Source organism: Stutzerimonas nitrititolerans, assembly GCF_003696285.1.
In the GTDB taxonomy this organism is placed as follows: Bacteria; Pseudomonadota; Gammaproteobacteria; order Pseudomonadales; family Pseudomonadaceae; genus Stutzerimonas; species Stutzerimonas nitrititolerans.
This window is the reverse complement of record NZ_RFFL01000002.1, coordinates 69445-94253: the sequence shown is the minus strand read 5'-3', so window position 1 is coordinate 94253 and position 24809 is coordinate 69445. Positions and strand designations below refer to the sequence as shown.

Genomic DNA, 24809 nt, shown 5'->3' with positions numbered 1-24809 from the left:
GATGATTGCGCAAAGGTTTTAGCAACCTGTTCGACGAGCGGCTGTATCGCGAGGGCAACGCCCGTGAAGCGGGGGGCCTATACCTACAACGAGCCGGGCCGGACCTTCTTCACCAGCATCAGTACGTCGTTCTAAGCGGTTCAGGGGCGCACGAGCCAGACGAGGGCCGGCGCCAGCTTGGCGGGGCAGCGACGAAAATTGCTGCCCCGCGTGCGTTCACTTGATCCGCAGTTCGTAGCCGACGCGTGCAAGCCAGGCGGCTTCGGCTTCGAAGTCGGCGCGGGTCAGCGGGTTGGCGTTCAGCCAGCCGCGCGGGAAAAGCAGTTCAAGGCGTCGCTCGCTGGCCTGCAGGCGCACCTCGGAAACGGCTTGGGTGCAGCGGATGTGGTGAAACAGGATGGCGAAGCGCAACAGGATGCAGAGGCGTACCAGGGTGTCGGCATCGGCGCCGGTTTCGCTGAACTTGTCCTGGGGGATGTTGCGGCGGTGGCCGCGCACCAGCAGCGCCAGCATCTGCTGGTCCTGACGCGAGAAGCCCGGCAGGTCGGAGTGCTCGATCAGGTAGGCGCCGTGCTTGTGGTAATGGTAGTGGGCGATGTCCAGGCCGACCTCGTGAATGCGTGCCGCCCAGCCCAGCAGTTCGCGCTGCCAGTTCTCGTTCAGTTTCCAGTCATCGGCGACCTGGTCGAAGGCTTCGAGAGCCTTGGCCTCGACGCGCGCGGCCTGGTCGACATCCACGTGGTAGCGCTCCATGAGGAAGCTCAGCGTGCGATCGCGAATGTCCTCGTGATGATGGCGACCGAGCAGGTCGTAGAGCACGCCTTCACGCAGCGCGCCCTCGGAGTGCGCCATGGCGGAAATCTCCAGCGCATCGAATATGGCCTCCAGGATCGCCAGACCCGCCGGGAAGATGCTCCTGCGGTCCGGCTTGATGCCCTCGATGTCGAGCTTTTCCACATCGCCGAGCTTGAGTAGTTTGCGTTTCAGCCAGGCGATGCCTTCGGCATTGATCTCGCCGTTGCCGAGCCCGGCGCCCTTGATCGCCAGACCGACGGCGCGGATGGTCCCCGAGGCGCCGATTGCCTCCTGCCAGCCGAGGCGTCGCAGGCCCGGCTCGATGCTCATCAGCTCCAGCCGCGCGGCCGTATAGGCCTGGACGTAGCGTGCGGAAGTGATCTTGCCGTCCGCGAAGAAGCGTCGGGTGAAGCTCACGCAGCCCATCTGCAGGCTTTCGCGCAGCTGCGAATCGAAGCCCTGGCCGATGATGAACTCGGTGCTGCCGCCACCGATATCCACCACCAGCCGCTGTCCGGGTGCGCCATGGAAGGTATGCGCGACGCCCGTGTAGATTAGGCGCGCCTCCTCGCGGCCGGAGATGACCTCGACCTGATGGTCGAGGATCTCTTCCGCGCGGCGAATGAACTGCGCCCGGTTGCGGGCTTCGCGCAACGCGTTGGTGCCGACGACGCGTACCGCGCCCTGGGGCAGATGGTTGATCAGCTGGGCGAAGCGACGCAGGCAATCCAGACCACGTTGCATGGCCGCTTCATCGAGCTCTCTTCTTTCGTCGATGCCGGCCGCGAGCTGAACCTTCTCGCCGAGCCGCTCGAGGATCCGCACCTCGCCGTTGCTGGTGCGGGCCAGCACCATGTGGAAACTGTTGGAGCCCAGGTCCAGGGCGGCGATCATCGGAGGCGATTCGGTAGATGCGGGAGCAGACGGGGGCATTGGACGGTCTCGATACAAAACACCGATATCCTGACACGATAGACTTCATCCGCCAACGAACAGTGCGGCTCCCCGACGCCTGCGTCTTTCGGTCCGTCCACAGCCGGGCTATGATGGCGGCACTTTTCAGTTCCGACCCTGGAGACATTCCATGAGCGACTACATCAACAATGTCAGCGACAGCAGTTTCGAGCAGGACGTGCTCCAGGCCGAGGGTCCCGTGCTGGTCGACTACTGGGCCGAGTGGTGTGGCCCCTGCAAGATGATCGCGCCGGTGCTCGACGAGATCGCCAAGGACTACGAAGGCAAGCTGAAGGTCTGCAAGCTGAACATCGACGAGAACCAGGAAACCCCGCCGAAATACGGTGTGCGCGGCATTCCGACGCTGATGCTGTTCAAGAACGGCAACGTCGAGGCCACCAAGGTCGGTGCGCTGTCCAAATCGCAGCTGATGGCGTTCCTCGACAGCAACATCTGATTTTCCGCCACGCGGCAAAAAAGCCTCCTGTTCATGGGGGCTTTTTTGTGCGCGCAGGGTGGACGCTTCGCCTGAGTGGTGCTAAATTCGGCCTCGCGACGTTTCTTCCGTCGCCCTCTGCATTCGTTGCCGACGCACTTCAGCCCCATAACGCACAACGCCTCGTTCGTTTCCTGCTGCGCGGCTTCTCAAGCTCAACGCTTTCTCCTTCCTTCCTGATCTCTTCTTTCTATGAATCTGACCGAACTCAAGCAAAAGCCCATCACCGATCTGCTGGAAATGGCCGAGCAGATGGGCATCGACAACATGGCCCGTTCGCGCAAGCAGGACGTCATCTTTTCCCTGCTCAAGAAGCATGCGAAAAGTGGCGAGGAAATTTCCGGTGATGGCGTGCTGGAGATTCTCCAGGACGGTTTCGGCTTCCTGCGCTCCGCGGATTCTTCCTATCTGGCCGGCCCGGACGACATCTACGTCTCGCCCAGCCAGATTCGCCGCTTCAACCTGCGCACCGGCGACAGCATCGTCGGCAAGATCCGTCCGCCGAAGGAAGGTGAGCGCTATTTCGCCCTGCTCAAGGTCGACTCGATCAACTACGATCGGCCGGAGAATGCGAAGAACAAGATTCTGTTCGAGAACCTCACGCCGCTGTTCCCCAACGAGCGCCTGAAGATGGAAGCCGGCAACGGCTCCACCGAAGACCTGACCGGCCGCGTGATCGATCTCTGTGCCCCGATCGGCAAGGGCCAACGTGGGTTGATCGTCGCCCCGCCGAAAGCGGGCAAGACCATCATGCTGCAGAACATCGCCAGCAACATCACCCGCAACAACCCCGAGTGCCATCTGATCGTCCTCTTGATCGACGAGCGCCCGGAAGAAGTGACCGAGATGCAGCGCACGGTGCGTGGCGAAGTGGTCGCTTCCACCTTCGACGAGCCGCCGACCCGCCACGTGCAGGTCGCCGAGATGGTGATCGAGAAAGCCAAGCGTCTGGTCGAGCACAAGAAGGATGTAGTTATCCTGCTTGACTCCATCACCCGTCTGGCGCGCGCCTACAACACCGTGATCCCAAGCTCCGGCAAGGTGCTCACGGGTGGTGTCGATGCTCATGCTCTGGAGAAGCCCAAGCGTTTCTTCGGCGCTGCGCGCAACATCGAGGAGGGCGGTTCGCTGACTATCCTCGCCACCGCGCTGGTGGAAACCGGTTCGAAGATGGACGAGGTGATCTACGAGGAATTCAAGGGCACCGGTAACCTCGAGCTGCAACTGGATCGCCGCATCGCCGAGAAGCGTGTGTTCCCGGCCATCAACATCAACCGTTCCGGCACCCGTCGCGAAGAGTTGCTGACCAGTGAGGAAGAGCTGCAGCGCATCTGGATCCTGCGCAAGCTGCTGCACCCGATGGATGAAAGTGCCGCCATCGAGTTCCTGCTCGACAAGCTCAAGGACACCAAGACCAATGACGAATTCTTCATGTCCATGAAGCGCAAGTAAGCAACGCGTCGTTACCAACAAGGCCGGGGAAACCCGGCCTTCGTCTGTCTGCAGGTTTTGGAAAACACGGCGCTGGGGCTAAACTTTGCGCCCCGACCCTGCCGGCCCATGCGAGGCTCAAGCATGCAGTATCGCGATCTGCGCGACTTTATCAGCGGCCTGGAAAAACGCGGTGAGCTCAAACGCGTCACGGCTGCCGTGTCTCCCGTTCTGGAAATGACCGAGATCTGCGACCGTACCCTGCGCAAACAGGGCCCGGCGCTGCTTTTCGAGAATCCGACTGGTTTCGACATGCCGGTGCTCGGCAATCTATTTGGTACGCCGGGGCGTGTCGCCCTTGGCATGGGCGCCGAGGAGGTCGGTGAGCTGCGCGAGATTGGCAAGCTGCTAGCCTTCCTCAAGGAGCCGGAGCCGCCGAAGGGCCTGAAGGATGCCTGGAGCAAGCTGCCGATCTACAAGAAGGTCATCAGCATGGCGCCCAAGGTGCTCAAGGATGCCCCCTGCCAGGAAGTCGTGATCGAGGGCGAGGACGTCGATCTGTCTACGCTGCCGGTGCAGACCTGCTGGCCGGGCGACGCCGCGCCGCTGATCACCTGGGGCCTGACCATCACCAAGGGCCCGAATAAAGAGCGCCAGAACCTCGGCATCTACCGTCAGCAGGTCATCGGTCGCAACAAGGTCATCATGCGCTGGCTCAGTCATCGCGGCGGTGCACTGGATTACCGCGAGTGGTGCGAGAAGTATCCGGACCGGCCCTACCCGGTTGCAGTGGCGCTCGGCGCGGATCCGGCAACCATTCTCGGCGCGGTGACGCCAGTGCCCGATTCGCTGTCCGAATATGCCTTCGCCGGTCTGCTGCGCGGTTCGCGCACCGAACTGGTGAAATGCCGCGGCAGTGATCTGCAGGTGCCGGCCGGTGCCGAAATTGTTCTCGAAGGGCACATTTATCCCGGCGAAATGGCCGATGAGGGGCCTTACGGCGACCACACCGGCTACTACAACGAGGTGGACAGCTTTCCGGTGTTCACCGTGGAGCGCATCACTCGCCGCCGCGACGCCATCTACCACAGTACCTACACTGGGCGGCCGCCGGATGAGCCGGCGATCCTTGGCGTGGCGCTGAATGAAGTCTTTGTGCCGATCCTGCAGAAGCAGTTCCCGGAGATCACCGACTTCTATCTGCCCCCCGAAGGCTGTTCCTACCGCATGGCGGTGGTGACCATGAAGAAGCAGTACCCCGGCCATGCCAAGCGGGTGATGCTCGGCGTGTGGAGCTTCCTGCGCCAGTTCATGTACACCAAGTTCGTTATCGTCACCGATGACGACATCAATGCCCGCGACTGGAACGACGTGATCTGGGCGATCACCACGCGCATGGACCCCAAACGCGATACGGTTCTGATTGAAAACACGCCCATCGACTACCTCGATTTCGCTTCGCCGGTCTCCGGTCTCGGTTCGAAGATGGGGTTGGATGCGACTCATAAATGGCCGGGTGAGACCAGCCGTGAATGGGGCCGGGCTATCGTTCAGGATCCGGCGGTGAAGCAGCGGGTCGATGAACTCTGGTCCCAGCTGGGCATCGACTGACATAACTAAACAGTGGCGGTAACGGATCGTTGAAGAAGCGTTTTTCGCGATCTGTCGACACGCCCGGAGCCTTGGCGGGCTTGTCCCGCTCAATGATGACGTGCATATGAAAGTAACCTTGCAGCCCGCCGGCACCGTGCTCGATGTCCGGCCGGGCGAACGCATCCTCGATGCGGCGCAGCGCCTTGGGTATGAATGCCCGAAGAGCTGTCGCAACGGCAATTGCCATATCTGCGCCGCCCTGCTGGTGGAAGGCCGCGTCAGGCAGGACGGGAAAATTCGCGACCATGGCGAGTTGCTGGCCTGCGTGGCTGAGCCGCTGGAGGATTGCGTGGTGCTCTGGGATGGCGTTCTGCTGCCGGGCGAGCTGCCGGTGCGGGAACTGAACTGTCAGCTGGCCGACTACCAGGACCTCGGCGGCGATGTGGTACGCCTGCTCCTGCGTTTGCCGGCCGGGCGGCAGCCACGCTACTACGCGGGTCAGTACCTGTTGTTGCAGCGCGCGGACGGTGAATGGTCCGCCTTTTCCCTGGCCTCGGCACCGGACGGTGGGCGTGAGCTCGAGCTGCACGTGCTGGCGCGCGAGGACTCGGTCATCGAGTTGCTGACGTTCGTTCGCAAGCAGGGCTTCGCCCGTATCCAACTGCCATTCGGTGATACCCATCTGGCGGAATTGCCCGATGGCCCGTTGGTGCTGATCGCAGCCGGCACCGGGATGGCGCAGATGCACAGCCTGATCGAGTATTGCCGAGCGGCCGGTTTCGCGCATCCGGTGCATCTGTACTGGGGTGTGCGTCGACCCGAGGACTTCTATCAGTTGCCGCACTGGGATGAATGGCTGGGTATGGCCAATCTGCACCTGCACCGGGTGGTCAGTGATATCTGCGGTTGGGAGGGGCGCTGCGGCATGCTGCACGAAGCGGTTTGCGAGGACTTTGCCGACCTCAAGCCCTTGCATGTGTATGCCAGCGGCTCGCCCGCCATGGTCTACGGCACGCTGGATGCGCTGGTGGAGGCGGGGATGGACCCGCACCAGATGCGCGCCGATGTGTTCGCTTACGCGCCGCGTGAGGATTGAGTGCAAGCCTGATGCAAAAGCGCCGGGGCTAGCCCGGCGTTTTCATTTCAGCGAACCTGCCGCTGTTGCAGCAGCAGATTCTTGTAGCCGCTGGCGGCCAGGGTTTTCTGCGCCGCATTCAGCTGTTCACGGCTGCTGTAGGGGCCGACCAGCACGCGGAACCAAGGCTCGTCGCGTACCTTGACGTTTTCCACACGCACGTCCTGCCCAAGCAGGATGATCTGCGCGCGCACCCGGTCGGCCTCGGCCTGCTGGCGGAACGAGCCGGCCTGCAGGAAGAACTGGACCACTGGCGCCTTGGCCACTGTCGGCGGTGGCGGCGGTACTTCGCCATTGAGCGCGGCCTGTGCCCGGGCTTCGTCGATCTTCGCCGCCTCTTCCGGTGTCACCGGTTTGCTCGGCGGGGCCTCCGGCTGTTTGGTCTCTGGCGGCAGGATGACTTCCGACTCGGGTAGCAGCGTATAGAAATCGTACTTGGGTTTCATCGACTGGCCGCTCGAGTCGGTGCGCCTGGGCTGCTCCCGCGGTGGCTTGGGTGCCTCCTTGTTACGCTTGACCGCGTCGCTGCCCGGCTCCAGGTTCATCAGGAATACGATGAAACCGCCGATCACCACGCCGCAGACCAGCCACACCCAGCCGGGAACGGGCTTCTTCGCAGGTGCCTGGTAGCGACTGGCGCCACGCTTGGGTGCGGCTTTCTTCCGTGCAGCCACTTACATCCGCTCCAGAGGTTCCAGGCCGAGCAATTGCAGGCCTTGCTTGAGGGTTTTGCCGGTGAGCGCGGCGAGGCGCAGACGGCTCTGCTTCTGTTGTTCGGTTTCGGCCGTGAGAATCGGGCAGTGCTCATAGAAGCTGGAGAACAACCCGGCCAGATCGTACAGGTAACTGCACAGCAAGTGCGGCTCGCCCTTCTCGCCGACATTGTTCAGCGTCTCGCCGAACTGCGCTATCCGGGCAGCGAGGGCCAGTTCCTGCTCGGCTTCGAGCTGGATACGGCCTTCGATCTCGTCAATGCCCTTGCCCAGTTTGCGGAACACGCTGGACACGCGGGTGTAGGCATAGAGCAGATAGGGCGCAGTATTGCCCTCGAAGCTCAGCATCAGCTCGAAGTTGAATCGGTAGTCGCTGGTGCGATGTTTGGACAGGTCGGCATACTTCACCGCGCTGATCCCCACGGCGCGGGCGATCTGCCGCAGTTCGGCGTCGTCCAGGTCGGGGTTCTTCTCTTTCACCAGGCTATAGGCGCGCTGCTCGGCCTCGTCCAGCAGGTCGATCAGTTTCACAGTGCCGCCGTCGCGGGTCTTGAACGGACGGCCATCGGCGCCGTTCATGGTGCCGAAGCCCATGTGCTCGAGTTGCATGCCGTCGTGCACGAAGCCGGCGCGACGCGCCACTTCGAAGGCCATCTGGAAATGCAGGGCCTGGCGCTGGTCGACGAAGTACAGCACGCGATCGGCATGTAGCGCCTGGCTGCGGTAGCGCATGGCGGCCAGGTCGGTGGTGGCGTAGAGATAACCCCCGCCGGCCTTCTGCACGATCACCGGCAGCGGATTGCCTTCGGCGTTCTTGAAATCCTCGAGAAAAACGCACTGGGCGCCGTTGTCCTCTGTGAGCAGGCCTTTGTCGCACAGTGCGTCGACGATGCCGGGCAATTCGGCGTTGTAGGCGCTCTCGCCCTTGACGTCGGCTGGGGTGAGCTTGACGTTGAGGCGGTCGTAGATTTTCTGGCAGTGAGACAGCGATATCTCGTTGAAACGCGTCCACAGGCGCAGGCATTCCGCATCGCCGGCTTGCAGTTTTACCACCAGCTCACGGGCGCGGTCGGCGAAGGTGGCGGATTCGTCGAAGCGCTGTTTGGCTGCACGGTAGAACTGTTCCAGATCAGACAGCTCGGTCTCCGCAGCGGCTGGCTTTTCTTCGAGATAGGCCAGCAGCATGCCGAACTGAGTGCCCCAATCGCCAACGTGGTTCTGGCGGATCACTTCGTCGCCGAGGAATTCCAGCACGCGGCCGACCGCGTCGCCGATGATGGTCGAGCGCAGATGGCCGACGTGCATTTCCTTGGCCAGGTTCGGTGAGGAAAGATCGATCACCACGCGCTGCGGCGCGCCGGGCTTGCGTACCGAAAGCTGCGGGTCGGCCAGGGCCGCCTCCAGGCGTTCGGCTAGCGCATCGGTGTTCTGGAAGAAATTCAGGAAGCCGGGGCCAGCGATCTCGACCTGGCTGATCTGCGCATCCTGTGGCAGCGCGTCGATGAGTTTCTGCGCCAGGTCGCGTGGTTTCATCCCGGCGGGCTTGGCCAGCATCATGGCGATGTTGCTGGCGAAGTCGCCATGGCTCTTGTCGCGGGTGTTCTCGACCTGGATCGCTGGTGTCAGCCCCGCGGGCAGCACGCCTTCGGTGGTCAGGCGGTCGAGGGCTTGCTGGATCAGGTGGCGAATGCTGTCTTTCATCGTCTGCTCTGTCGGCCGGAGGCTTTGCTCGAAAACCGAGCATTATAGGGGTAGCGCCAAGTTGCAAGCCACAGGGGGCAGGCATGAGTCGGGCGGATGTGCTGGCGGCCGGACGGCTGGACGAGAGTGACTAGAACAGATCGATCGGATCGATATCCAGCGACCAGCGCACCGTGCGGCTGCCGGGCAATTGCTCCACGCCGGGCAGCCAGGCATGCAGCAAGCGATGCAGGGGTGCCCGCGCGCTGCCTTGCAGCAGCAATTGCGCGCGATAGCGTCCGGCACGGCGCTCCATGGGCGCTGGTACTGGCCCGAGCAATTCGATGCCAGTGAGAGCGAGTTGTTGTAGCAGCGCCTCGGCCTGCTCACAGGCCTGGTCGAGAAAAACCTCTGCCTGCCCCGGCTTGTGGGCTTCGGCGCGCAGCAGGGCCAGATGACTGAAGGGCGGCAGGCCCGCTGCGCGACGTTCGCTCAGGGCCTGTTCGGCAAAGGCGAAATAACCCTGCTCGGTAAGCTGTACCAGTAACGGGTGGTCAGCCAGGTGCGTCTGGATGATGACCTTGCCGGCTTCTTCCGCGCGCCCGGCACGTCCGGCGACCTGCACGATCAGCTGTGCCATGCGTTCGCTGGCGCGAAAGTCGGCGGAAAACAGACCGCCATCGGCATCGAGAATCGCCACCAGCGTCACGCGGGGAAAGTGGTGCCCCTTGGCGAGCATCTGCGTGCCGACCAGCAGGCAGGGCTCGCCACGGTTGATGGTGTTGAACAACTGCTCCATGGCGCCCTTGCGCGAGGTGCTGTCGCGGTCGATACGCAGCACCGGAAAATCGGGAAACAGAATGCCCAGGCGCTCTTCGGCGCGCTCGGTCCCGGCGCCGACGGGGCGCAGGTCGACACTGGCGCATTTGGGGCAGTTTCGTGGCGGCCGTTCGACATACCCGCAATGGTGGCATCGCAGCTCGTTGTGGCGCTGATGCAGGGTCATGCGCGCGTCGCAACGCTGGCATTGGCTGAGCCAGCCGCAGTCGTGGCAGAGCAGCGAGGGGGCGAAGCCGCGCCGGTTGAGAAACACCAGCACCTGCTGGCCCGCGGACAGGGTCTGCGCCATGGCCTGTTGCAGGGGGCCGGAAATGCCTGAATCCAGCGGCCGGCTCTTGATGTCCAGGCGCAGGAAGCGTGGTGGCTGGGCGCCGCCTGCTCGCTGCGTCAGCTTGAGCAGCGCATAGCGTCCGGCGTGGGCGTTATGCAGGCTTTCCAGCGAGGGCGTGGCAGAGCCCAGCAGGATCGGCAGGTTTTCCTGGCGGGCACGCACCACCGCCAGGTCGCGTGCGTGATAACGCAGGCCTTCCTGCTGTTTGTAGGAGGCGTCGTGTTCCTCGTCGAGGATGATCAAGCCTGGATTCTTCAGCGGGGTGAACAGCGCCGAGCGCGTACCGATGATGATGTCCGCCTCGCCATCACGGGCGGCCAGCCAGGCGTCCAATCGCTCGCGATCATTGATGTTGGAGTGCAGCAGGGCGATACGGGCATTGAAGCGCTTCTCGAAGCGCGCCAGGGTCTGCGGGCCCAGATTGATTTCAGGGATCAGGATCAGTGCCTGCTTGCCGGCCTTGAGGACCTGGTGAATCAGCTGCAGGTAGACCTCGGTCTTGCCGCTGCCGGTCACGCCGGCCAGCAGGAACGGCCGAAAGCTGCCGAGGCCGGCGCGTATCGCCTCGAACGCGGCACGCTGCTCACCGTTGAGCGTCAGCTCCGGCTGCAGCAGCCAGGAGCCCTGATGCGCCGCGTGGGTGTGGCTGCGTCGCGTTTCGACCCGCACCAGCCCCTTGGCTAGCAAAAGATCGAGGCTGTCCTTGTTCAGCTGCAATTTGCCGAGCAGGCCGTGGGCGAGGCCGTGAGTGTGTTGTGCAATAGCTTTCAGAGCGTCGCGCTGGCGTGGCGCGCGCGCCAGTCGGGGGTCGTCGAGGTGAGCGCCCTCGGCCAGATGCCAGAAACGCTCTTGGCGCGCTTCCGCGGGCTCGCCCTGGCGCAGCAGCACGGGCAGCGCCCAGCTCAGGGTGTCGCCAAGGCTGTGCTGGTAATACTGCGCTGTCCACAGACACAGCCTGAACAGCGCCGCCGGCAACGGCGGGCGGGTATCCAGCAGTTCCAGGGCGGGGCGGAGCTTGTCGTCCGCAACCGGGCTGCTGTCGGCCAGTTCCACCAGTATGCCGATCACCTCGCGCCGGCCGAACGGTACCCTCAGCCGAACGCCGGGCAGCAATGCGGCATGCGGCACGCCGGCCGGGGCGCGATAGTCGAACAATCGGCGCAGCGGCGAGGGCAGGGCGAGGCGAAGAATGGGTTGCGGCATGCGTAAGTCCTGACAAGGGCCGCCGATGGTAAACGATTGCGACTCCGCCGGGCCGCACCGGCTCGTTCGAAGGGTCTGAATTCGCCGATCACCTGCGCTTGCATCACATCAGTGCTCTGGTATCATTCGCGCCCTAATTCGTGCGGTACTCGGCATAGGGTCGGGTGGCGGCACAAGTCCTAGAGGATTTTTCATGAAAGCCGATATCCATCCTGAGTACGTAGCAATCGAAGCGACTTGCAGCTGTGGCAACGTCATCAAGACTCGCTCCACGCTGGCCAAGAACCTGAGCATCGACGTTTGCTCCGAGTGCCACCCGTTCTACACCGGCAAGCAGAAAGTGCTGGATACCGGCGGCCGCATCGATCGCTTCAAGCAGCGTTTCGGCGTGTTCGGCGCCAAGTAAGCCGACACCGCGAAGGAAGTCCGTGAGACTTTCCGAGCAACTGAGAAAGGCGTCCCTGGTGGGCGCCTTTTTCGTTTCTGCGTTTTTTGCCGCGGCTGCGTCGGCGGCCTGCTCGCCGCCCGGTCCGCTGCAGGTTCAGAAAGTGGCGCAGGTGATCGACGGCGATACGCTGCGCCTGGTTGATGGCCGTAGCGTACGTCTGATAGGTCTGAACACGCCTGAGCTCGGGCGCAAGGGGCGTCGCGCCGAGCCCTTCGCGGAAAGGGCCAAGCGTCGATTGCAGGCCCTGGTCGAGGCCAACGGTGGCCAGGTCGGACTGCATTCCGGCGAGCAGGCTCGCGACAATTACGGGCGCTGGCTGGCGCACGCGTTCGACTCGGCCGGAAGCAATCTGGAGGCGTCGCTGCTCGCGGAGGGGTTGGGTTACTTCGTTGTGGTGCGACCGAATGCCGCGTTGGCCGCTTGTCATCTCCTGGCAGAGCGAGGCGCCCGCGAGGCTGGTCTCGGCCTCTGGCGTCAATCACCGGTGCAGTCGGCACGAAACGTTCGGCAAGGCGGCTTCGCGCTGCTCGAGGGGCGAGTGCAGCGTGTCGAGCGCAATCGCGGTGGCATCTGGCTGGAGCTCGAGGGCGGGGTGGCCGTTCAGGTGCCGGTTGCGGCGCTGGATGCGTTCCGGCAGGGGCATCTGGACGAGCTGCGAGGGCGCAGCGTCGAGGTGCGGGGCTGGGTGATCGATCGGGCCAGGCGCCAAGGCTCCACGCCGCGATCACGCTGGCTGGTACAGGTCAGCCATCCGGCGATGTTGGCGGAGACACGAAATTGAGTGTCTCTAACGCGTGGAACCAAGTCTAAATCGCGGTTAACAGCCCGCTACAAGGCCGGCTTCGGAGCAGGTTGTGAGTGCGCGCCTTGTTGGCGTATGCTCGATCGCCTGTCTGTCCCAAGTAAAAATAAACGCGGAAATGCCATGACTGACCTTAAAACTGCCGCTCTCGACTATCACGCCAATCCCCGTCCCGGAAAGCTGAGTGTCGAGCTGACCAAGCCCACCGCAACTGCGCGCGATCTTGCGCTGGCATACAGCCCGGGCGTTGCCGCACCGGTACGCGAAATCGGGCGTGACCCGGCGCTCGCCTATCAGTACACAGGCAAGGGCAACCTGGTGGCGGTGATTTCCGATGGCACCGCCATTCTCGGTCTGGGCAATCTGGGCCCGCTGGCATCGAAGCCGGTTATGGAAGGCAAGGGCGTGCTGTTCAAGCGTTTCGCCGGCGTCGATGTATTCGATATCGAAGTCGATGCGGAAAGCCCCCAGGCTTTCATCGATACCGTCAAGCGCATCTCCATCACCTTCGGCGGCATCAACCTCGAGGACATCAAGGCACCGGAGTGCTTCGAGATCGAGCGTGCGCTGATCGAGCAATGCGATATCCCCGTATTCCATGACGACCAGCACGGTACCGCCATCGTCACCGCGGCCGGCATGCTCAACGCCCTGGAAATCGCCGGCAAGACCATCGAGGACGCGAAGATCGTCTGCCTCGGTGCCGGCGCTGCTGCCACTTCCTGCATGAAGCTGCTGGTCAGCCTCGGCGCGAAGATCGAGAACATCTTCATGATCGACCGCAAGGGCGTGATCCATGCCGGTCGTGACGATCTCAACCAGTACAAGTCGATGTTCGCCCACGAGACCGACAAGCGGACGCTGGACGACGCGCTGGACGGCGCCGATGTGTTCGTGGGCCTGTCCGGTGCCAACCTGCTTTCCCCTGAAGGCTTGCTGCGCATGGCTGCCAATCCGGTTGTCTTCGCCTGCTCCAACCCGGATCCGGAGATCAGCCCGGAACTGGCGCACGAGACGCGTTCCGACGTGATCATGGCAACCGGTCGTTCGGACTATCCGAACCAGGTCAACAACGTGCTGGGCTTCCCCTTCATCTTCCGCGGTGCGCTCGATGTTCGTGCGACGCGCATCAACGAAGAAATGAAGATCGCGGCCGCTCACGCGCTGCGTGACCTAGCCAAGCTTCCGGTTCCTGCGGAAGTCTCCGCGGCTTACGGGTTGGATAATCTGGAATTCGGTCGCGACTACATCATTCCGAAGCCGATGGACCCGCGCTTGATCACCCTGGTGTCCGATGCGGTGGCCAAGGCTGCGATCGACAGTGGCGTGGCGACCCTGCCCTACCCGGCGAACTACCCGCTGCAGTCGGTGGAAGACGTATTCGGTCGCTGATAGGCTGATCAGCCACTTGCCATGGTGAGTGGCTGGACGCTTGAAAAGAAAAACCGAAACCCATTGGGTTTCGGTTTTTTTGTTTCAAGCCATCGGCCAGCGATAGAGGGCGGCGCGGCGCTCTAGAACAGGTCTATCGGTGCTGCTTCCGTAGCGGGGAGGGGGCTACCGGGCAGAGGCGCGCCGGGCTCCAGTTCACCCATTTCGGGTGGCGATTCCTCGAGCCGGAACAGCTCGAAATAGGCGTCTGGAGTGCCGGGCGACGCTGCTCGCCCCGTGTGAGGATCGACCCTCAGGGTCACCAGGCCTTCCGGTTCGGCAGGCGGATGCTCGGGGCGGCCTTCGAGGACGGCGCTCATGTACTTCATCCAGATCGGCAGCGCCACGGTTCCGCCATATTCACGCCGGCCCAGGCTTTGCGGCTGGTCGAAGCCGGCCCAGACCGTAGTGACGAAATCGGCGTTGTAGCCTGAAAACCAACTGTCTTTCGATTCGTTGGTAGTCCCGGTCTTGCCGGCGATATCGCTTCGGCCCATCTCCAGCGCGCGGCGGCCGGTGCCTCGCTTGATCACATCCTGCAGCATGCTGGTCATGATGTAGGCGGTGCGTCCATCGATGATTTTCTTGGCATGTACAGGCTGGTCAGCCTCTTCGGCTTCCAGTGCCGTGTCGTGCTGAGCGAAGGCGATGGTATTCGAGTCGTCGCCAGGCTGCTCGCTTGCAACCTTGGAGTCCGGTACGCGAGCGGGGTTTGCCTCGAACAGCAGCTTGCCGTCGCGGTCCTCGATTCGCTCGATGAGATAGGGCTCTATCTTGTAGCCGCCGTTGGCGAAAGTGGCCCAGCCCGTTGAAATCTCCATGGGGGTGAGTGTCGCGGTGCCCAGTGCGAGCGACAGGTTGTGTGGCAGATCCTCCGGCCTGAAGCCGAAATGCGTGATGTAATCCACCGCATAGGAGATGCCGATGGTTTGCAGCAGGCGGATCGAGACCAGGTTGCGGGATTTGTACAGCGCTTCGCGCAGGCGGATGGGGCCGAGGAAGGTGTTGTTGTCGTTCTTCGGCCGCCAGATCCGGTCCATGCCTTCTTCAACGAAAACGATCGGTGAGTCGTTCACCAGGCTGGCGGGATTGAAACCGGCGTCCAGCGCGGCGCTGTAAACGAAGGGTTTGAAGCTGGAGCCGGGCTGGCGCTTGGCCTGGATTGCCCGGTTGTAGTTGCTCTGCTCGAAGGAGAACCCACCCGTCAGCGCTTCGATCGAGCCATCCGAGGGATCGAGCGAGACCAGCGCTGCCTGGGCCTGCGGAACCTGGCTGAACAGGGCGCTTTCTTCCTGCCAGCGAATGCGGATGACATCGCCCGGTTTGACCACGTCGGCGGGCCGCTTGGGAGCCGGGCCGAGGCTGTTGGTACCGAGATAGGGGCGTGCCCATTTCATGCTTTCCCATGCCACCGCGTGCTCCGCTCCATCGCGGGTCATGGCATGAATTCCGTCGCTGCCGACCTGGGTCACGACGGCGGGATGCATGCCGCTCAAGCTGCGGCGGGTGCTCAACTGTGACAGCCGGGCTTCCGGACTCGCATCTGCCAGGTGCGCCTCGGGGCCTCGATAGCCGTGTCGCTGATCGTATTCGATCAGTCCTTGTTGCAATGCCAGGTTGGCCGCTTCCTGACGTTCGCTGCTGGTGGTGGTGAATACCCGGAATCCATCGGTGTAGGCTGCGCTGCCGAAGCGCCCAACCATCTCCGCGCGGGCCATCTCGGCTATATAAGGCGCGTTCAGCTCGGGCGTCGCGCCGTGATAGGACGCGTCCACGGGCTCGGCCAGCGCCTGTTGCCAGCGCGCTTCGTCAATCGAGCCGAGCCTGTACATGCGCCCGAGAATCCAGTCGCGTCGCTCCTTGCTGCGCTCGGGATTGACCAATGGATTGAAGGCCGATGGCGCCTTCGGCAAGCCGGCGATCATGGCCAACTGCGCCAGCGTCAGTTCGTCGATCGATTTGCCATAGTAGACCTGCGCGGCGGCTTCGATCCCATACGCACGATTGCCGAGGTAGATCTTGTTGACGTAGAGCTCGAGGATCTCGTTCTTGCTGAGTTCGCGTTCGATCTGCAGCGCCAGCAGGATTTCGTTGATCTTGCGCGAAAAGCTGCGCTCGCTGGTGAGGAAGTAGTTCTTCGCCACCTGCATGGTGATGGTGCTACCGCCGGTCTGAATCTGCCCCGTTTTCAATAATTGCGTGGCAGCGCGCATCAGGCTTTTCACGTCGACGCCATAATGATTGGCGAAATTGTCGTCCTCGGCGGCCAGCAGCGCAGCGATGAAGTCCTGGGGGATGTCATCGAAGGCGATCGGGGTGCGGCGCATTTCTCCGAATTGTGCGATCAGCTTGGCATCGCTGCTGTAGACACGCAGCGGGATCTGTAGCTGGATGCTACGCAGGGATTCGACGGATGGAAGAGAGGGGCTCAGGTAAAGAAAAGCCCCGCTGAGGCTGAGCAACAGTCCGCAGAAAACAGCGAAACACGACCAAAGGAAAAACTTCAGGAAACGCATTGGGGTTTTTGAATCCAGGATGGAGGGGGGTAATTGCAGATGATGCTGAAAGGGAAAAACCGATCACATTATAAGCGGTTTTTTTGCTGGGGAGCCATTTGCGCTTCTGTCAAGGCTGTTATCTAATGTGGATAAACATAATTAATCCGTAAGTCACGGATAAAGATAGGAAATCGGCCGTGCTAGGGCTCTTCACTAAGAAAGCGAATACGCTGCTCGGGATCGATATCAGTTCGACGTCCGTCAAGCTCCTGGAATTAAGTCGCACCGGCAATCGGTATCGGGTCGAAGCCTATGCTGTCGAGCCGCTGCCGGCGAATGCCGTTGTCGAAAAGAACATCGCCGAACTCGAGGGTGTCGGCCAGGCCTTGTCGCGTCTGTTGAACAAGGCCAAGAGCGGCGTCAAGTCCGCGGCGGTCGCGGTTTCCGGCTCGGCGGTCATCACCAAGAGCATCGAGATGGATGCCGGCCTTTCCGACGACGAGCTGGAAAACCAGCTCAAGATCGAAGCCGACCAGTACATTCCTTATCCGCTTGAAGAGGTCGCGATCGACTTCGAAGTGCAGGGCCCTGCCGCGCGATCGCCCGGGCGAGTGGAAGTGTTGCTCGCCGCTTGCCGAAAGGAAAACGTCGAGATCCGCGAGGCCGCGCTGGCTCTGGCCGGTCTGACTGCCAAAGTCGTGGATGTCGAGGCTTACGCTCTGGAGCGTTCCTACAGCCTGCTGGCGCCCCAGCTGGGGGCGGGCCACGATGAGTTGACCGTTGCGCTGGTCGACATTGGGGCGACGATGACCACCCTGAGCGTCCTGCACAACGGTCGCACCATTTATACGCGTGAGCAATTGTTCGGCGGACGCCAGTTGACGGAAGAAATCCAGCGGCGTTACGGGCTTTCCATGGAAGAGGCCGGCCTTGCCAAGAAGCAGGGTGGCTTGCCGGACGACTACGAAAGCGAAGTGCTGCAGCCGTTCAAGGAGGCCGTCGTTCAGCAGGTCTCGCGTTCGCTGCAGTTCTTCTTTGCTGCCGGGCAGTTTCACGATGTCGATTACATCCTGCTCGCTGGCGGCACCGCGTCGATTCCCAACCTCGATCGGCTGATCCAGCAGAAGATCGGTACCCAGACGCTGGTTGCCAATCCATTCGCCGACATGGCCCTGAGCGGCAAGGTCAACGCGGGCGCGTTGGCCAGTGATGCGCCTTCCCTGATGATCGCCTGCGGACTGGCGCTGAGGAGTTTCGACTGATGGCGCGGATCAACCTTCTTCCCTGGCGGGAACAGCTTCGCGAAGAGCGCAAGCAGCGCTTCCTCGTGTCGCTCGTCGGCGTTCTGATCGTGGCCGGTGGCCTCGTGTTCCTGGCCGATCAGTACTTCCAGAATGCTATCGAGCGGCAGGTCGCGCGCAACGATTTCGTTCGGCAGGAAATAGCCGTGCTCGACAAGCGCATCGCGGAGATCAAGGAGTTGCGCGAGCGTCGCCAGCAACTGCTCGAGCGGATGAAGATCATCCAGGACCTGCAGGGCAACCGGCCGATTATTGGCCGGGTCTTCGATCAGCTGGTGCGCACCCTGCCGGATGGCGTGTATTTCACCGAACTGAAGATGACGGGCAAGAACATTGCCATTGTCGGTGCAGCCGAATCCAACAATCGTGTTTCCAATTTGATGCGCAACCTGGATGGCTCGGACTGGCTGGACGCGCCGAACCTGAATGAAGTCAAGGCCGTTACGGCCGGTGCTGTCGATCAGGAGAACGTCTTCCGCCTCACCGTGCAACAGACCCAGCCTGCCGTCGCGGCTGAAGGAGGCAAGCCATGAGTCTCGCCGATTCGATGCAGGGCCTGCGCAGTGTCGATCTTTCCGATCTGGACCTGAACAATATCGGCTCCTGGCCGGGCCCCGTGAAGTTCATCAGCGCCGTGCTGTTGCTGGTTGCGGTGCTGGGACTTGGTTATTACTTCCACCTGAGTGATCTGCAGGTCCAGCTCGATAGCCAGAAAGCCCAGGAAGAAACCTTGAAGCAACAGTTTTCGACCAAGGCCTTCCAGGCGGCGAACCTCGAAGCCTACAAGGCCCAGATGGCCGAGATGGAGGCTTCTTTCGGCGCCCTCTTGCGTCAGTTGCCCAGCGACACGGAAGTGCCCGGCCTGTTGGAAGACATCACGCATACCGGATTGGGAAGTGGCTTGGAGTTCGAAGAGATCAAGTTGCAACCCGAAGTGGCGCAGCAGTTTTATATCGAACTGCCGATACAGATAAAAGTTGTGGGTGGTTATCACGATCTTGCGACTTTCGTGAGTGGCGTATCCAGCTTGCCGCGTATCGTCACACTGCACGACTTCGAGATAAAACCCGAGAAGAACGAGACTTCCTCGAAGTTGCACATGAATATTCTGGCCAAGACGTATCGATATAACGACAAGGGGCTGCAGAAATGATCAGAGCCCAAGTTATTGCCGTGGGGTTGGGAGCTCTGCTTCTTTCGGGTTGCGGTGCCGATCGCGACTTTGCCGACCTGCAAATCTATATGGATGAGGTGCGGGCGAAGCCGAAAGGCTCGATCGAACCTCTGCCTACGTTTCTGCCCTACGAAGCCTTCACCTATAGCGCAGCCTCCCTGCGTCACCCGTTCCAGCCGCCGATGAAGCTCGATCTGGCACAGCGGCAGAAGGGTTCGAAGGACATTCGCCCCGACGAGACACGCATCAAGCAGTTCCTCGAAGAGTTCAATATCGAAAACTTCGTCATGGTCGGAACCTTGACCAATGACGCAGGCATGTATGCCCTGATTCGGGGTGGTGATGGGGTTCACCGCGTGAAGATCGGTGATTATCTGGGGCGCAACCATGGCCGCATCGTTGACATCAGCGAGGCGGAGGTCGATGTGCTTGAAATCGTGCCTGATGGCGATGGTGGCTGGCTGGAGCGCCCGCGTAGCCTGACCTTGAAAGAGCGCACCTGAGTTTGGGGCAAAAAATGGAAAACCTGTACCGGTCTGCACAACGGAAGCCTTTTATGAACAGCACCCTTTCTCGCCTCGGCCTTTCCCTGATGGCGGCCCTTGCTTCACCTGCTTTGCTGGCTGCCAACCTTAACGCCCTGGACGTTGCCTCGCTGCCCGGGGATCGGGTGGAGCTGAAGTTGGCTTTCGACGAGCCCGTCGCTGCACCGCGCGGCTACACGCTCGATCAGCCGGCGCGCATCGCACTGGACCTTCCCGGTGTCTCCAGCAAGCTGGATTCGAAGAACCGTGAGCTGGGTGTCGGTAACGCGCGCAGCGTAACGGTGGTGGAAGCTCAAGGGCGGACTCGTCTGATCGTCAATCTCACCACGCTGGTGCCTTATTCGACCCGTGTCGATGGCAACAATCTTTTCGTGGTACTCGGTGAAAGCGGTGCAGCCGCTCCGGCAGCCGTTGCTCCTGTAGCCGCTCCGGTCGCCCAGCCGGCTCCGGCAGCGGTGCAGAGCAAGTCCATCAGTAACATCGATTTTCGCCGTGGGGACGATGGAGCAGGCAACGTCGTCATCTCCTTGTCGGATCCATCGATCAGCCCGAACATCGAAGAGCAGGGTGGCAAGATTCGCGTCACCTTCGCCAAGACACAATTGCCGGAGGCCCTGCGCGTTCGGCTGGATGTGCAGGATTTCGCTACCCCGGTCAAGTTCGTCGATGCGACCAGTCAAGGAGGTGCCGCGAGCATCGCCATCGAGCCGAGTGGTCGCTATGACTACCTCGCGTATCAGACGGATGACAAGCTCACCATCAGCATCAAGCCGCTGACCGCGGATGAAGCGGAGAAGCGCAACGCAGAACATTTCGCCTATTCCGGTGAGAAGCTCTCGCTCAACTTTCAGGACATCGACGTCCGCTCGGTGTTGCAGCTGATCGCGGACTTTACCGATCTGAACCTGGTCGCCAGTGATACGGTGCAGGGCAATATCACGCTGCGTCTGCAGAACGTGCCTTGGGACCAGGCCTTGGCACTGGTGCTCAAGACGAAGGGATTGGACAAGCGTCAGGTCGGCAACGTACTGCTGGTTGCGCCGGCCGACGAGATTGCCGCACGTGAGCGTCAGGAGCTGGAATCCCAGCGCCAGATCGCCGAATTGGCGCCGCTGCGTCGTGAAGTAGTGCAGGTCAACTATGCGAAGGCCGCCGACATTGCACGTCTGTTCCAGTCGGTGACCAGCAATGGGGCCTCGACAGAAGATCGCGGCTCGATAGCCGTCGATGATCGCACCAACAACATTATCGCCTATCAGACACAGGAACGGCTGGACGAGCTGCGTCGCATCGTGGCGCAGCTGGACATTCCGGTACGTCAGGTGATGATCGAGGCGCGGATCGTCGAGGCGAACGTGGACTACGATAAGGCGCTTGGGGTTCGTTGGGGCGGGAACTATGTCAATGATCAATGGAGTGCCTACGGAAAGGATGGCAGTCGCTCGGTCGATGATGATGGCTTCGTTAGGCTACCTGGCACCGATACAGTCGGTGGATTCAAGTTGGACGAAGGTGTAGCCCCGGTGCCATTCGTTGATATGGGCGTCTTGGGTAGTACGTCTGGCGTTGGGATCGGTTTTATCTCTGATCATGTCATGTTGGATCTTCAACTTTCGGCAATGGAGAAAACCGGAAACGGAGAGGTGGTATCCCAGCCGAAGGTCATGACTGCAGACAAAGAAACAGCCAAGATTCTGAAGGGCACAGAAGTGCCTTACCAGGAAGCTAGCTCCAGCGGCGCGACCAGCACATCGTTCAAAGAGGCGGCCTTGTCTCTCGAGGTCACTCCTCAAATTACACCGGACAACCGCATCATCATGGAAGTGAAGGTCACTAAAGATGCCCCTGATTTCCGTAATGCAATGAACGGTATTCCCCCGATTGACAAGAACGAAGTCAATGCCAAAATTTTGGTGAGCGATGGAGAAACTGTAGTGATTGGTGGTGTATTCTCGAACAGTCAATCCAAGAGCGTCGACAAGGTGCCGTTCTTGGGTGACTTACCATTCCTGGGGCGGCTGTTCCGTCGTGATGTCGTGACTGATGCCAAATCTGAGCTACTGGTATTCCTGACCCCTAGAATTCTGAACAACCAGGCTATCGCAGTGAATCGTTAATTGGCGCACAACTTCATCCTCATAGGCCCGATGGGAGCTGGAAAAAGCACCATCGGGCGTTTGCTTGCCAAGGAGCTACGGCTGCCGTTCAGGGACTCCGACAAGGAGATCGAGCGGCGAACGGGTGCCAGCATTCCGCTGATATTCGACGTCGAGGGTGAGCAGGGGTTTCGCGAGCGGGAGCACCATGTCATCGCGGATCTGTGTCAGCTGGATGGTGTCGTTCTGGCGACCGGAGGAGGTGCGGTACTGCGGCCGGAGAACCGCCGGGTGCTGCAGATGGGCGGGCGCATCATCTATCTGTGTACCTCGGTCGATCAGCAGCTCGATCGCACTTTTCGCGATCGCAATCGGCCATTGCTGCAGACGGCTAACCCCCGGAAGGTTCTGACCGATCTCATGGCGATTCGCGATCCGTTGTACCGCGAGATAGCCGATGTCGTGGTCGAGACGGACGAGCGCCCGCCGCGCCTGGTCGTCGGCGAGATTCTGGAAAGATTGCGCAGTCTTCCGCCTCGTGAAAGCCGCGACGAAACTGCGCTATCCTAGCCCCCTTTATCCAGGGGGCCCCAATGCAGACTCTTCAGGTCGATCTCGGCGAGCGTAGCTATCCCATTCTCATTGGCGAGCAACTGATCGATGGCGATTTCCTCTCTCGCCACATCCGGGGCAAACAGGTTGCCATCGTCACCAACGAGACGGTCGCGCCGCTGTATCTCGAACGCCTGACTCGGCACCTCCAAAGTTTCTCCGTCACGCCGATCGTTCTTCCTGACGGCGAGGCATACAAGAACTGGCAAACCCTGCAACTGATCTTCGACGGCCTGTTGGCGGCCCGCCATGACCGGCGTACCACCGTTGTCGCGCTGGGCGGCGGTGTCGTGGGTGACATGGCCGGTTACGCTGCGGCTAGCTACCAGCGCGGGGTCGATTTCATCCAGGTGCCGACCACGTTGCTGTCGCAGGTCGATTCCTCGGTAGGTGGCAAGACCGGTATCAATCACCCGCTGGGCAAGAACATGATCGGTGCCTTCTATCAGCCGCAGGCTGTGCTGATCGATACCGCGACGCTGACCACATTGCCCGCGCGTGAGCTGTCCGCCGGTCTGGCCGAAGTCATCAAATATGGACTGATCTGCGACGAGCCCTTTCTGGGATGGCTCGAGGCGAACATGGAGCGGCTGCTTGCGCTCGATCCGCAGGCGCTTACCGAGGCCATCCACCGTTCTTGCGCCGCCAAGGCTGCGGTAGTGGCAGCTGATGAACGGGAGTCCGGCATTCGCGCCACGCTCAATCTCGGCCATACCTTCGGCCATGCCATCGAAACGCACCAGGGCTATGGCGCCTGGTTGCACGGCGAAGCGGTATCGGCGGGAACCGTGATGGCGCTGGAGATGTCGCAGCAACTTGGCTGGATTCAACAGGCTGATAGGGATCGCGGCGTACGCCTGTTGCAACGTGCCGGCCTGCCGGTGGTCCCGCCAGCGGGGATGAGCGCCGAGGATTTCCTGCAGCACATGGCGGTGGACAAGAAGGTGATCAACGGCCAACTACGTCTGGTGCTGCTCAAGGCATTGGGTGAAGCGGTTGTCACCAGTGATTTTTCGCGCGATGTGCTGGAGTCAACATTGAATGCGGATTACAACGCGCTGACCCCATCGCCCAACGCATAAGGGATTTTCATGACCAGTTTGTCTGCCGACGATTCCTACCTGGACCATTACGGTTTCAGCCACGACCCCTTTGCGGCGCGCGTGCCGGGCTTCAAGTTCTTCCCCGCCCAGCGCAAGCCGGTGCTGGGGCAGTTGCATCATCTGGCGCGCTACAGCCAGCTCCTGCTGGTCGTGACCGGGCCGGAGGGAAGCGGCAAGACGCTGGTGCGCCAGGCCTTGGTGGCAAGCAGCAACAAGCAGGCCGTCATGAGCGTGGTCATCACCCCGCAGGGCACCGCCGATTCCAGCGCCGTCCTGCAGCAGATCGGGCAGGCGTTGAATATCCAGCACGCCGACTTCGACGGGGTGATGGCGCAGATCGTCCAGTTGGCGCTGACTGGGCAGGAAGTCTATCTGCTGGTCGATGACGCCGAGCAGCTCACCGGCGCCGCGGTCGAGACCCTGCTGCGTCTGGCCGCCGGCAGCCCCGAGGCCAGGCCGCACGTGTTCCTATTCGGCGAGGATTCGCTGGTGTCCAGGCTGGAGGCGCTGGTCGAAGGCGAGGAACGTTTCCATGTGATTGCGTTGCAGCCATATGAAGAGGACGAAACCCGCGAGTATCTGGCGCAGCGCCTGGAAGGTGCCGGTGCAGGGCTTGAAACTTTGTCCGAGGAACAGATCGCTCGTATCCATGAGCAGTCCGGTGGTTGGCCGGGTGCGATCAACCTGGTGGCGCGTGAAGAACTGATCGAAGCGATAAAGCACTCGAAAACCCGCAAGGCCACCAAAGGTTGGCCGTTCCCCTTGCCGATGAGGCATCTGCTGGCAGTGCTCGCGGTGCTTTGTATTATCGCGGTCGCATTCCTGCTGCGAGGCGGAGAGGACGAGCCCGAGGTGCAGACGAACACGCCTCTGGCGTTGGGTAATGCTCCGGGTAGTGCGCCAGAGTCGGCTGCCGGTCCGGTCACGCTGCCTGAGTCGCCTTCGAAGATCGAATTCGAAACACCAGCGGCAGCCGAACCGGCGAATACCGATAGCGCTCGAACGGCTGCCGTCGAGCCTGCAGAAGATGTTTCGGAAGAAAATTCCGCGTCCATCACGCACCAGGATGGTGCGGCTCCGAGTCCCGCTGTGACCCAGAAGGAAGCGCCAGCGCCGGTCGCGCAACCTGCTCCGGAGCCTGTGGTACCTGAGGCGCCTGCACTGAAAACGCCTGAAGTCGTTCGACCTGCTGCCCAGCCTGCACCTGCGGCGCCCGCCGCTTCGGCCCACTCTGCCTGGTATGCCGAGCAGGGGGGTAACCGCTACCTGGTGCAGATCCTGGGCACGCGAACGGAGAAGAACGCGCAGGCGCTGGTCGCACAGCGCGGCAGTGACTATCGCTACTTCGTGAAGGAACATGAAGGCAAGCCACTCTACGTGGTCACCTTTGGCAATTTCGCCAATCGCGCGGCCGCTTTGGCCGCGATCAAGACGCTGCCGGCTGCGCTTCAGTCCGGCAAGCCTTGGGCACGTAGCTTTGCCAGTGTCCAGAAGGAAATGCGTAAATAAAGGTAAAAAATGCCCTAAAAAAGTGCGCAATGCACCTTTTTGGGGCTTGCAAAAAATAATTGTGTCGTTCTAGCACGCTTTGTAAACTGCTCCCCCTTTGCTCGCGTCCAAGTTGGGGC

20 protein-coding genes and 1 pseudogene are annotated in these 24809 nt (G+C 61.6%); 16 read left to right on the top strand and 5 right to left on the bottom strand.

Annotated elements, in window-relative coordinates; translation table 11 throughout:
• Positions 1–5: 5 nt before the first annotated feature.
• Positions 6–135: pseudogene (locus EA795_RS21355) on the top strand (TonB-dependent receptor domain-containing protein); the annotation flags it as partial.
• 81 nt (positions 136–216) lie between these two features.
• On the opposite strand, the gene ppx reads toward EA795_RS21355, so the two are convergent.
• A complete protein-coding gene (ppx, locus tag EA795_RS02575) occupies positions 217–1728 on the bottom strand; it encodes an exopolyphosphatase (RefSeq protein WP_122075402.1) in 1512 nt (503 codons plus the stop codon).
• A gap of 151 nt (positions 1729–1879) precedes the next feature.
• On the opposite strand from ppx, the gene trxA reads away from it, so the two are divergent.
• The 4 genes from trxA to EA795_RS02555 all read left to right on the top strand — a co-directional run bounded on the left by trxA (position 1880) and on the right by EA795_RS02555 (position 6365).
• The gene (gene trxA, locus EA795_RS02570; RefSeq protein WP_014851423.1) at positions 1880–2206 is read left to right on the top strand and encodes a thioredoxin TrxA; all 327 of its coding nucleotides are present in this window, start codon (positions 1880–1882) and stop codon (positions 2204–2206) included.
• Between the two features lie 231 nt (positions 2207–2437).
• Positions 2438–3697: a transcription termination factor Rho gene (gene rho / locus EA795_RS02565; protein ID WP_122075400.1), complete on the top strand. Its 1260-nt coding sequence runs from the start codon at positions 2438–2440 to the stop codon at positions 3695–3697.
• A 123-nt stretch (positions 3698–3820) separates the two neighbouring features.
• Positions 3821–5287, top strand: coding sequence for a 4-hydroxy-3-polyprenylbenzoate decarboxylase (ubiD, locus tag EA795_RS02560; protein WP_122075398.1), 1467 nt, complete (start codon positions 3821–3823; stop codon positions 5285–5287).
• Positions 5288–5393: 106 nt separating this feature from the next.
• Positions 5394–6365 (top strand): CDP-6-deoxy-delta-3,4-glucoseen reductase, encoded by a 972-nt coding sequence (locus tag EA795_RS02555; protein WP_122075396.1) that lies wholly within the window; start codon positions 5394–5396, stop codon positions 6363–6365.
• 47 nt (positions 6366–6412) lie between these two features.
• On the opposite strand, the gene EA795_RS02550 is transcribed toward EA795_RS02555, so the two are convergent.
• The 3 genes from EA795_RS02550 to EA795_RS02540 all read right to left on the bottom strand — a co-directional run bounded on the left by EA795_RS02550 (position 6413) and on the right by EA795_RS02540 (position 11171).
• The gene (locus EA795_RS02550) at positions 6413–7078 is read right to left on the bottom strand and encodes an SPOR domain-containing protein (protein ID WP_122075394.1); all 666 of its coding nucleotides are present in this window, start codon (positions 7076–7078) and stop codon (positions 6413–6415) included.
• Positions 7079–8818 (bottom strand): arginine--tRNA ligase, encoded by a 1740-nt coding sequence (argS, locus tag EA795_RS02545; protein ID WP_122075392.1) that lies wholly within the window; start codon positions 8816–8818, stop codon positions 7079–7081.
• A gap of 130 nt (positions 8819–8948) precedes the next feature.
• Complete coding sequence (locus EA795_RS02540; RefSeq protein ID WP_122075390.1) at positions 8949–11171, bottom strand: primosomal protein N'; 2223 nt, start codon at positions 11169–11171, stop codon at positions 8949–8951.
• A 193-nt stretch (positions 11172–11364) separates the two neighbouring features.
• Between EA795_RS02540 and rpmE the strand changes: the two genes are divergently transcribed.
• The 3 genes from rpmE (at position 11365) to EA795_RS02525 (ending at position 13813) form a co-directional block, all read left to right on the top strand.
• A complete protein-coding gene (gene rpmE, locus EA795_RS02535; protein WP_122075388.1) occupies positions 11365–11577 on the top strand; it encodes a 50S ribosomal protein L31 in 213 nt (70 codons plus the stop codon).
• 22 nt (positions 11578–11599) lie between these two features.
• Positions 11600–12400 carry a thermonuclease family protein gene (locus tag EA795_RS02530; RefSeq protein ID WP_122075386.1) on the top strand — a complete coding sequence of 267 codons (801 nt, stop codon included), beginning with the start codon at positions 11600–11602 and terminating at the stop codon, positions 12398–12400.
• A 144-nt stretch (positions 12401–12544) separates the two neighbouring features.
• Positions 12545–13813, top strand: coding sequence for a malic enzyme-like NAD(P)-binding protein (locus EA795_RS02525; protein ID WP_014851431.1), 1269 nt, complete (start codon positions 12545–12547; stop codon positions 13811–13813).
• Positions 13814–13935: 122 nt separating this feature from the next.
• On the opposite strand, the gene EA795_RS02520 is transcribed toward EA795_RS02525, so the two are convergent.
• On the bottom strand, positions 13936–16368 hold the full coding sequence (locus EA795_RS02520) for a penicillin-binding protein 1A (RefSeq protein ID WP_122075384.1): 2433 nt from the start codon (positions 16366–16368) through the stop codon (positions 13936–13938).
• Between the two features lie 179 nt (positions 16369–16547).
• Between EA795_RS02520 and EA795_RS02515 the strand changes: the two genes are divergently transcribed.
• Genes EA795_RS02515 through EA795_RS02480 form a run of 8 tightly spaced genes read left to right on the top strand, consistent with a single transcriptional unit; the run spans position 16548 to position 24690 of the window.
• The gene (locus tag EA795_RS02515; protein WP_058074027.1) at positions 16548–17612 is read left to right on the top strand and encodes a pilus assembly protein PilM; all 1065 of its coding nucleotides are present in this window, start codon (positions 16548–16550) and stop codon (positions 17610–17612) included.
• Positions 17612–18184 carry a type 4a pilus biogenesis protein PilN gene (gene pilN, locus EA795_RS02510; protein ID WP_058074026.1) on the top strand — a complete coding sequence of 191 codons (573 nt, stop codon included), beginning with the start codon at positions 17612–17614 and terminating at the stop codon, positions 18182–18184. Before EA795_RS02515 ends, pilN begins: the two co-directional genes overlap by 1 nt.
• Complete coding sequence (gene pilO, locus EA795_RS02505; protein ID WP_122075382.1) at positions 18181–18804, top strand: type 4a pilus biogenesis protein PilO; 624 nt, start codon at positions 18181–18183, stop codon at positions 18802–18804. Before pilN ends, pilO begins: the two co-directional genes overlap by 4 nt.
• Entirely contained in the window at positions 18801–19328 is a 528-nt protein-coding gene (locus tag EA795_RS02500; protein WP_058074025.1) for a pilus assembly protein PilP, read from the top strand. Before pilO ends, EA795_RS02500 begins: the two co-directional genes overlap by 4 nt.
• A gap of 53 nt (positions 19329–19381) precedes the next feature.
• Positions 19382–21487 carry a type IV pilus secretin PilQ gene (locus EA795_RS02495; RefSeq protein WP_122075379.1) on the top strand — a complete coding sequence of 702 codons (2106 nt, stop codon included), beginning with the start codon at positions 19382–19384 and terminating at the stop codon, positions 21485–21487.
• Entirely contained in the window at positions 21488–22036 is a 549-nt protein-coding gene (aroK, locus tag EA795_RS02490) for a shikimate kinase AroK (protein WP_276310931.1), read from the top strand.
• A 23-nt stretch (positions 22037–22059) separates the two neighbouring features.
• Entirely contained in the window at positions 22060–23160 is a 1101-nt protein-coding gene (gene aroB / locus EA795_RS02485) for a 3-dehydroquinate synthase (protein WP_014851439.1), read from the top strand.
• 9 nt (positions 23161–23169) lie between these two features.
• Positions 23170–24690 (top strand): AAA family ATPase, encoded by a 1521-nt coding sequence (locus EA795_RS02480; RefSeq protein WP_122075377.1) that lies wholly within the window; start codon positions 23170–23172, stop codon positions 24688–24690.
• Positions 24691–24809: the final 119 nt, after the last annotated feature.

Coding starts and splice junctions, on each gene's coding strand:
- trxA (WP_014851423.1), top strand. CDS start 1,880: ATGAGCGACTACATCAACAATGTCAGCGACAGCAGTTTCGAGCAGGAC.
- pilN (WP_058074026.1), top strand. CDS start 17,612: ATGGCGCGGATCAACCTTCTTCCCTGGCGGGAACAGCTTCGCGAAGAG.
- rho (WP_122075400.1), top strand. CDS start 2,438: ATGAATCTGACCGAACTCAAGCAAAAGCCCATCACCGATCTGCTGGAA.
- argS (WP_122075392.1), bottom strand. CDS start 8,818: ATGAAAGACAGCATTCGCCACCTGATCCAGCAAGCCCTCGACCGCCTG.
- EA795_RS02540 (WP_122075390.1), bottom strand. CDS start 11,171: ATGCCGCAACCCATTCTTCGCCTCGCCCTGCCCTCGCCGCTGCGCCGA.
- EA795_RS02480 (WP_122075377.1), top strand. CDS start 23,170: ATGACCAGTTTGTCTGCCGACGATTCCTACCTGGACCATTACGGTTTC.
- EA795_RS02495 (WP_122075379.1), top strand. CDS start 19,382: ATGAACAGCACCCTTTCTCGCCTCGGCCTTTCCCTGATGGCGGCCCTT.
- aroB (WP_014851439.1), top strand. CDS start 22,060: ATGCAGACTCTTCAGGTCGATCTCGGCGAGCGTAGCTATCCCATTCTC.
- rpmE (WP_122075388.1), top strand. CDS start 11,365: ATGAAAGCCGATATCCATCCTGAGTACGTAGCAATCGAAGCGACTTGC.
- EA795_RS02500 (WP_058074025.1), top strand. CDS start 18,801: ATGATCAGAGCCCAAGTTATTGCCGTGGGGTTGGGAGCTCTGCTTCTT.
- ppx (WP_122075402.1), bottom strand. CDS start 1,728: ATGCCCCCGTCTGCTCCCGCATCTACCGAATCGCCTCCGATGATCGCC.
- EA795_RS02555 (WP_122075396.1), top strand. CDS start 5,394: ATGAAAGTAACCTTGCAGCCCGCCGGCACCGTGCTCGATGTCCGGCCG.
- ubiD (WP_122075398.1), top strand. CDS start 3,821: ATGCAGTATCGCGATCTGCGCGACTTTATCAGCGGCCTGGAAAAACGC.
- EA795_RS02520 (WP_122075384.1), bottom strand. CDS start 16,368: ATGCGTTTCCTGAAGTTTTTCCTTTGGTCGTGTTTCGCTGTTTTCTGC.
- pilO (WP_122075382.1), top strand. CDS start 18,181: ATGAGTCTCGCCGATTCGATGCAGGGCCTGCGCAGTGTCGATCTTTCC.
- EA795_RS02525 (WP_014851431.1), top strand. CDS start 12,545: ATGACTGACCTTAAAACTGCCGCTCTCGACTATCACGCCAATCCCCGT.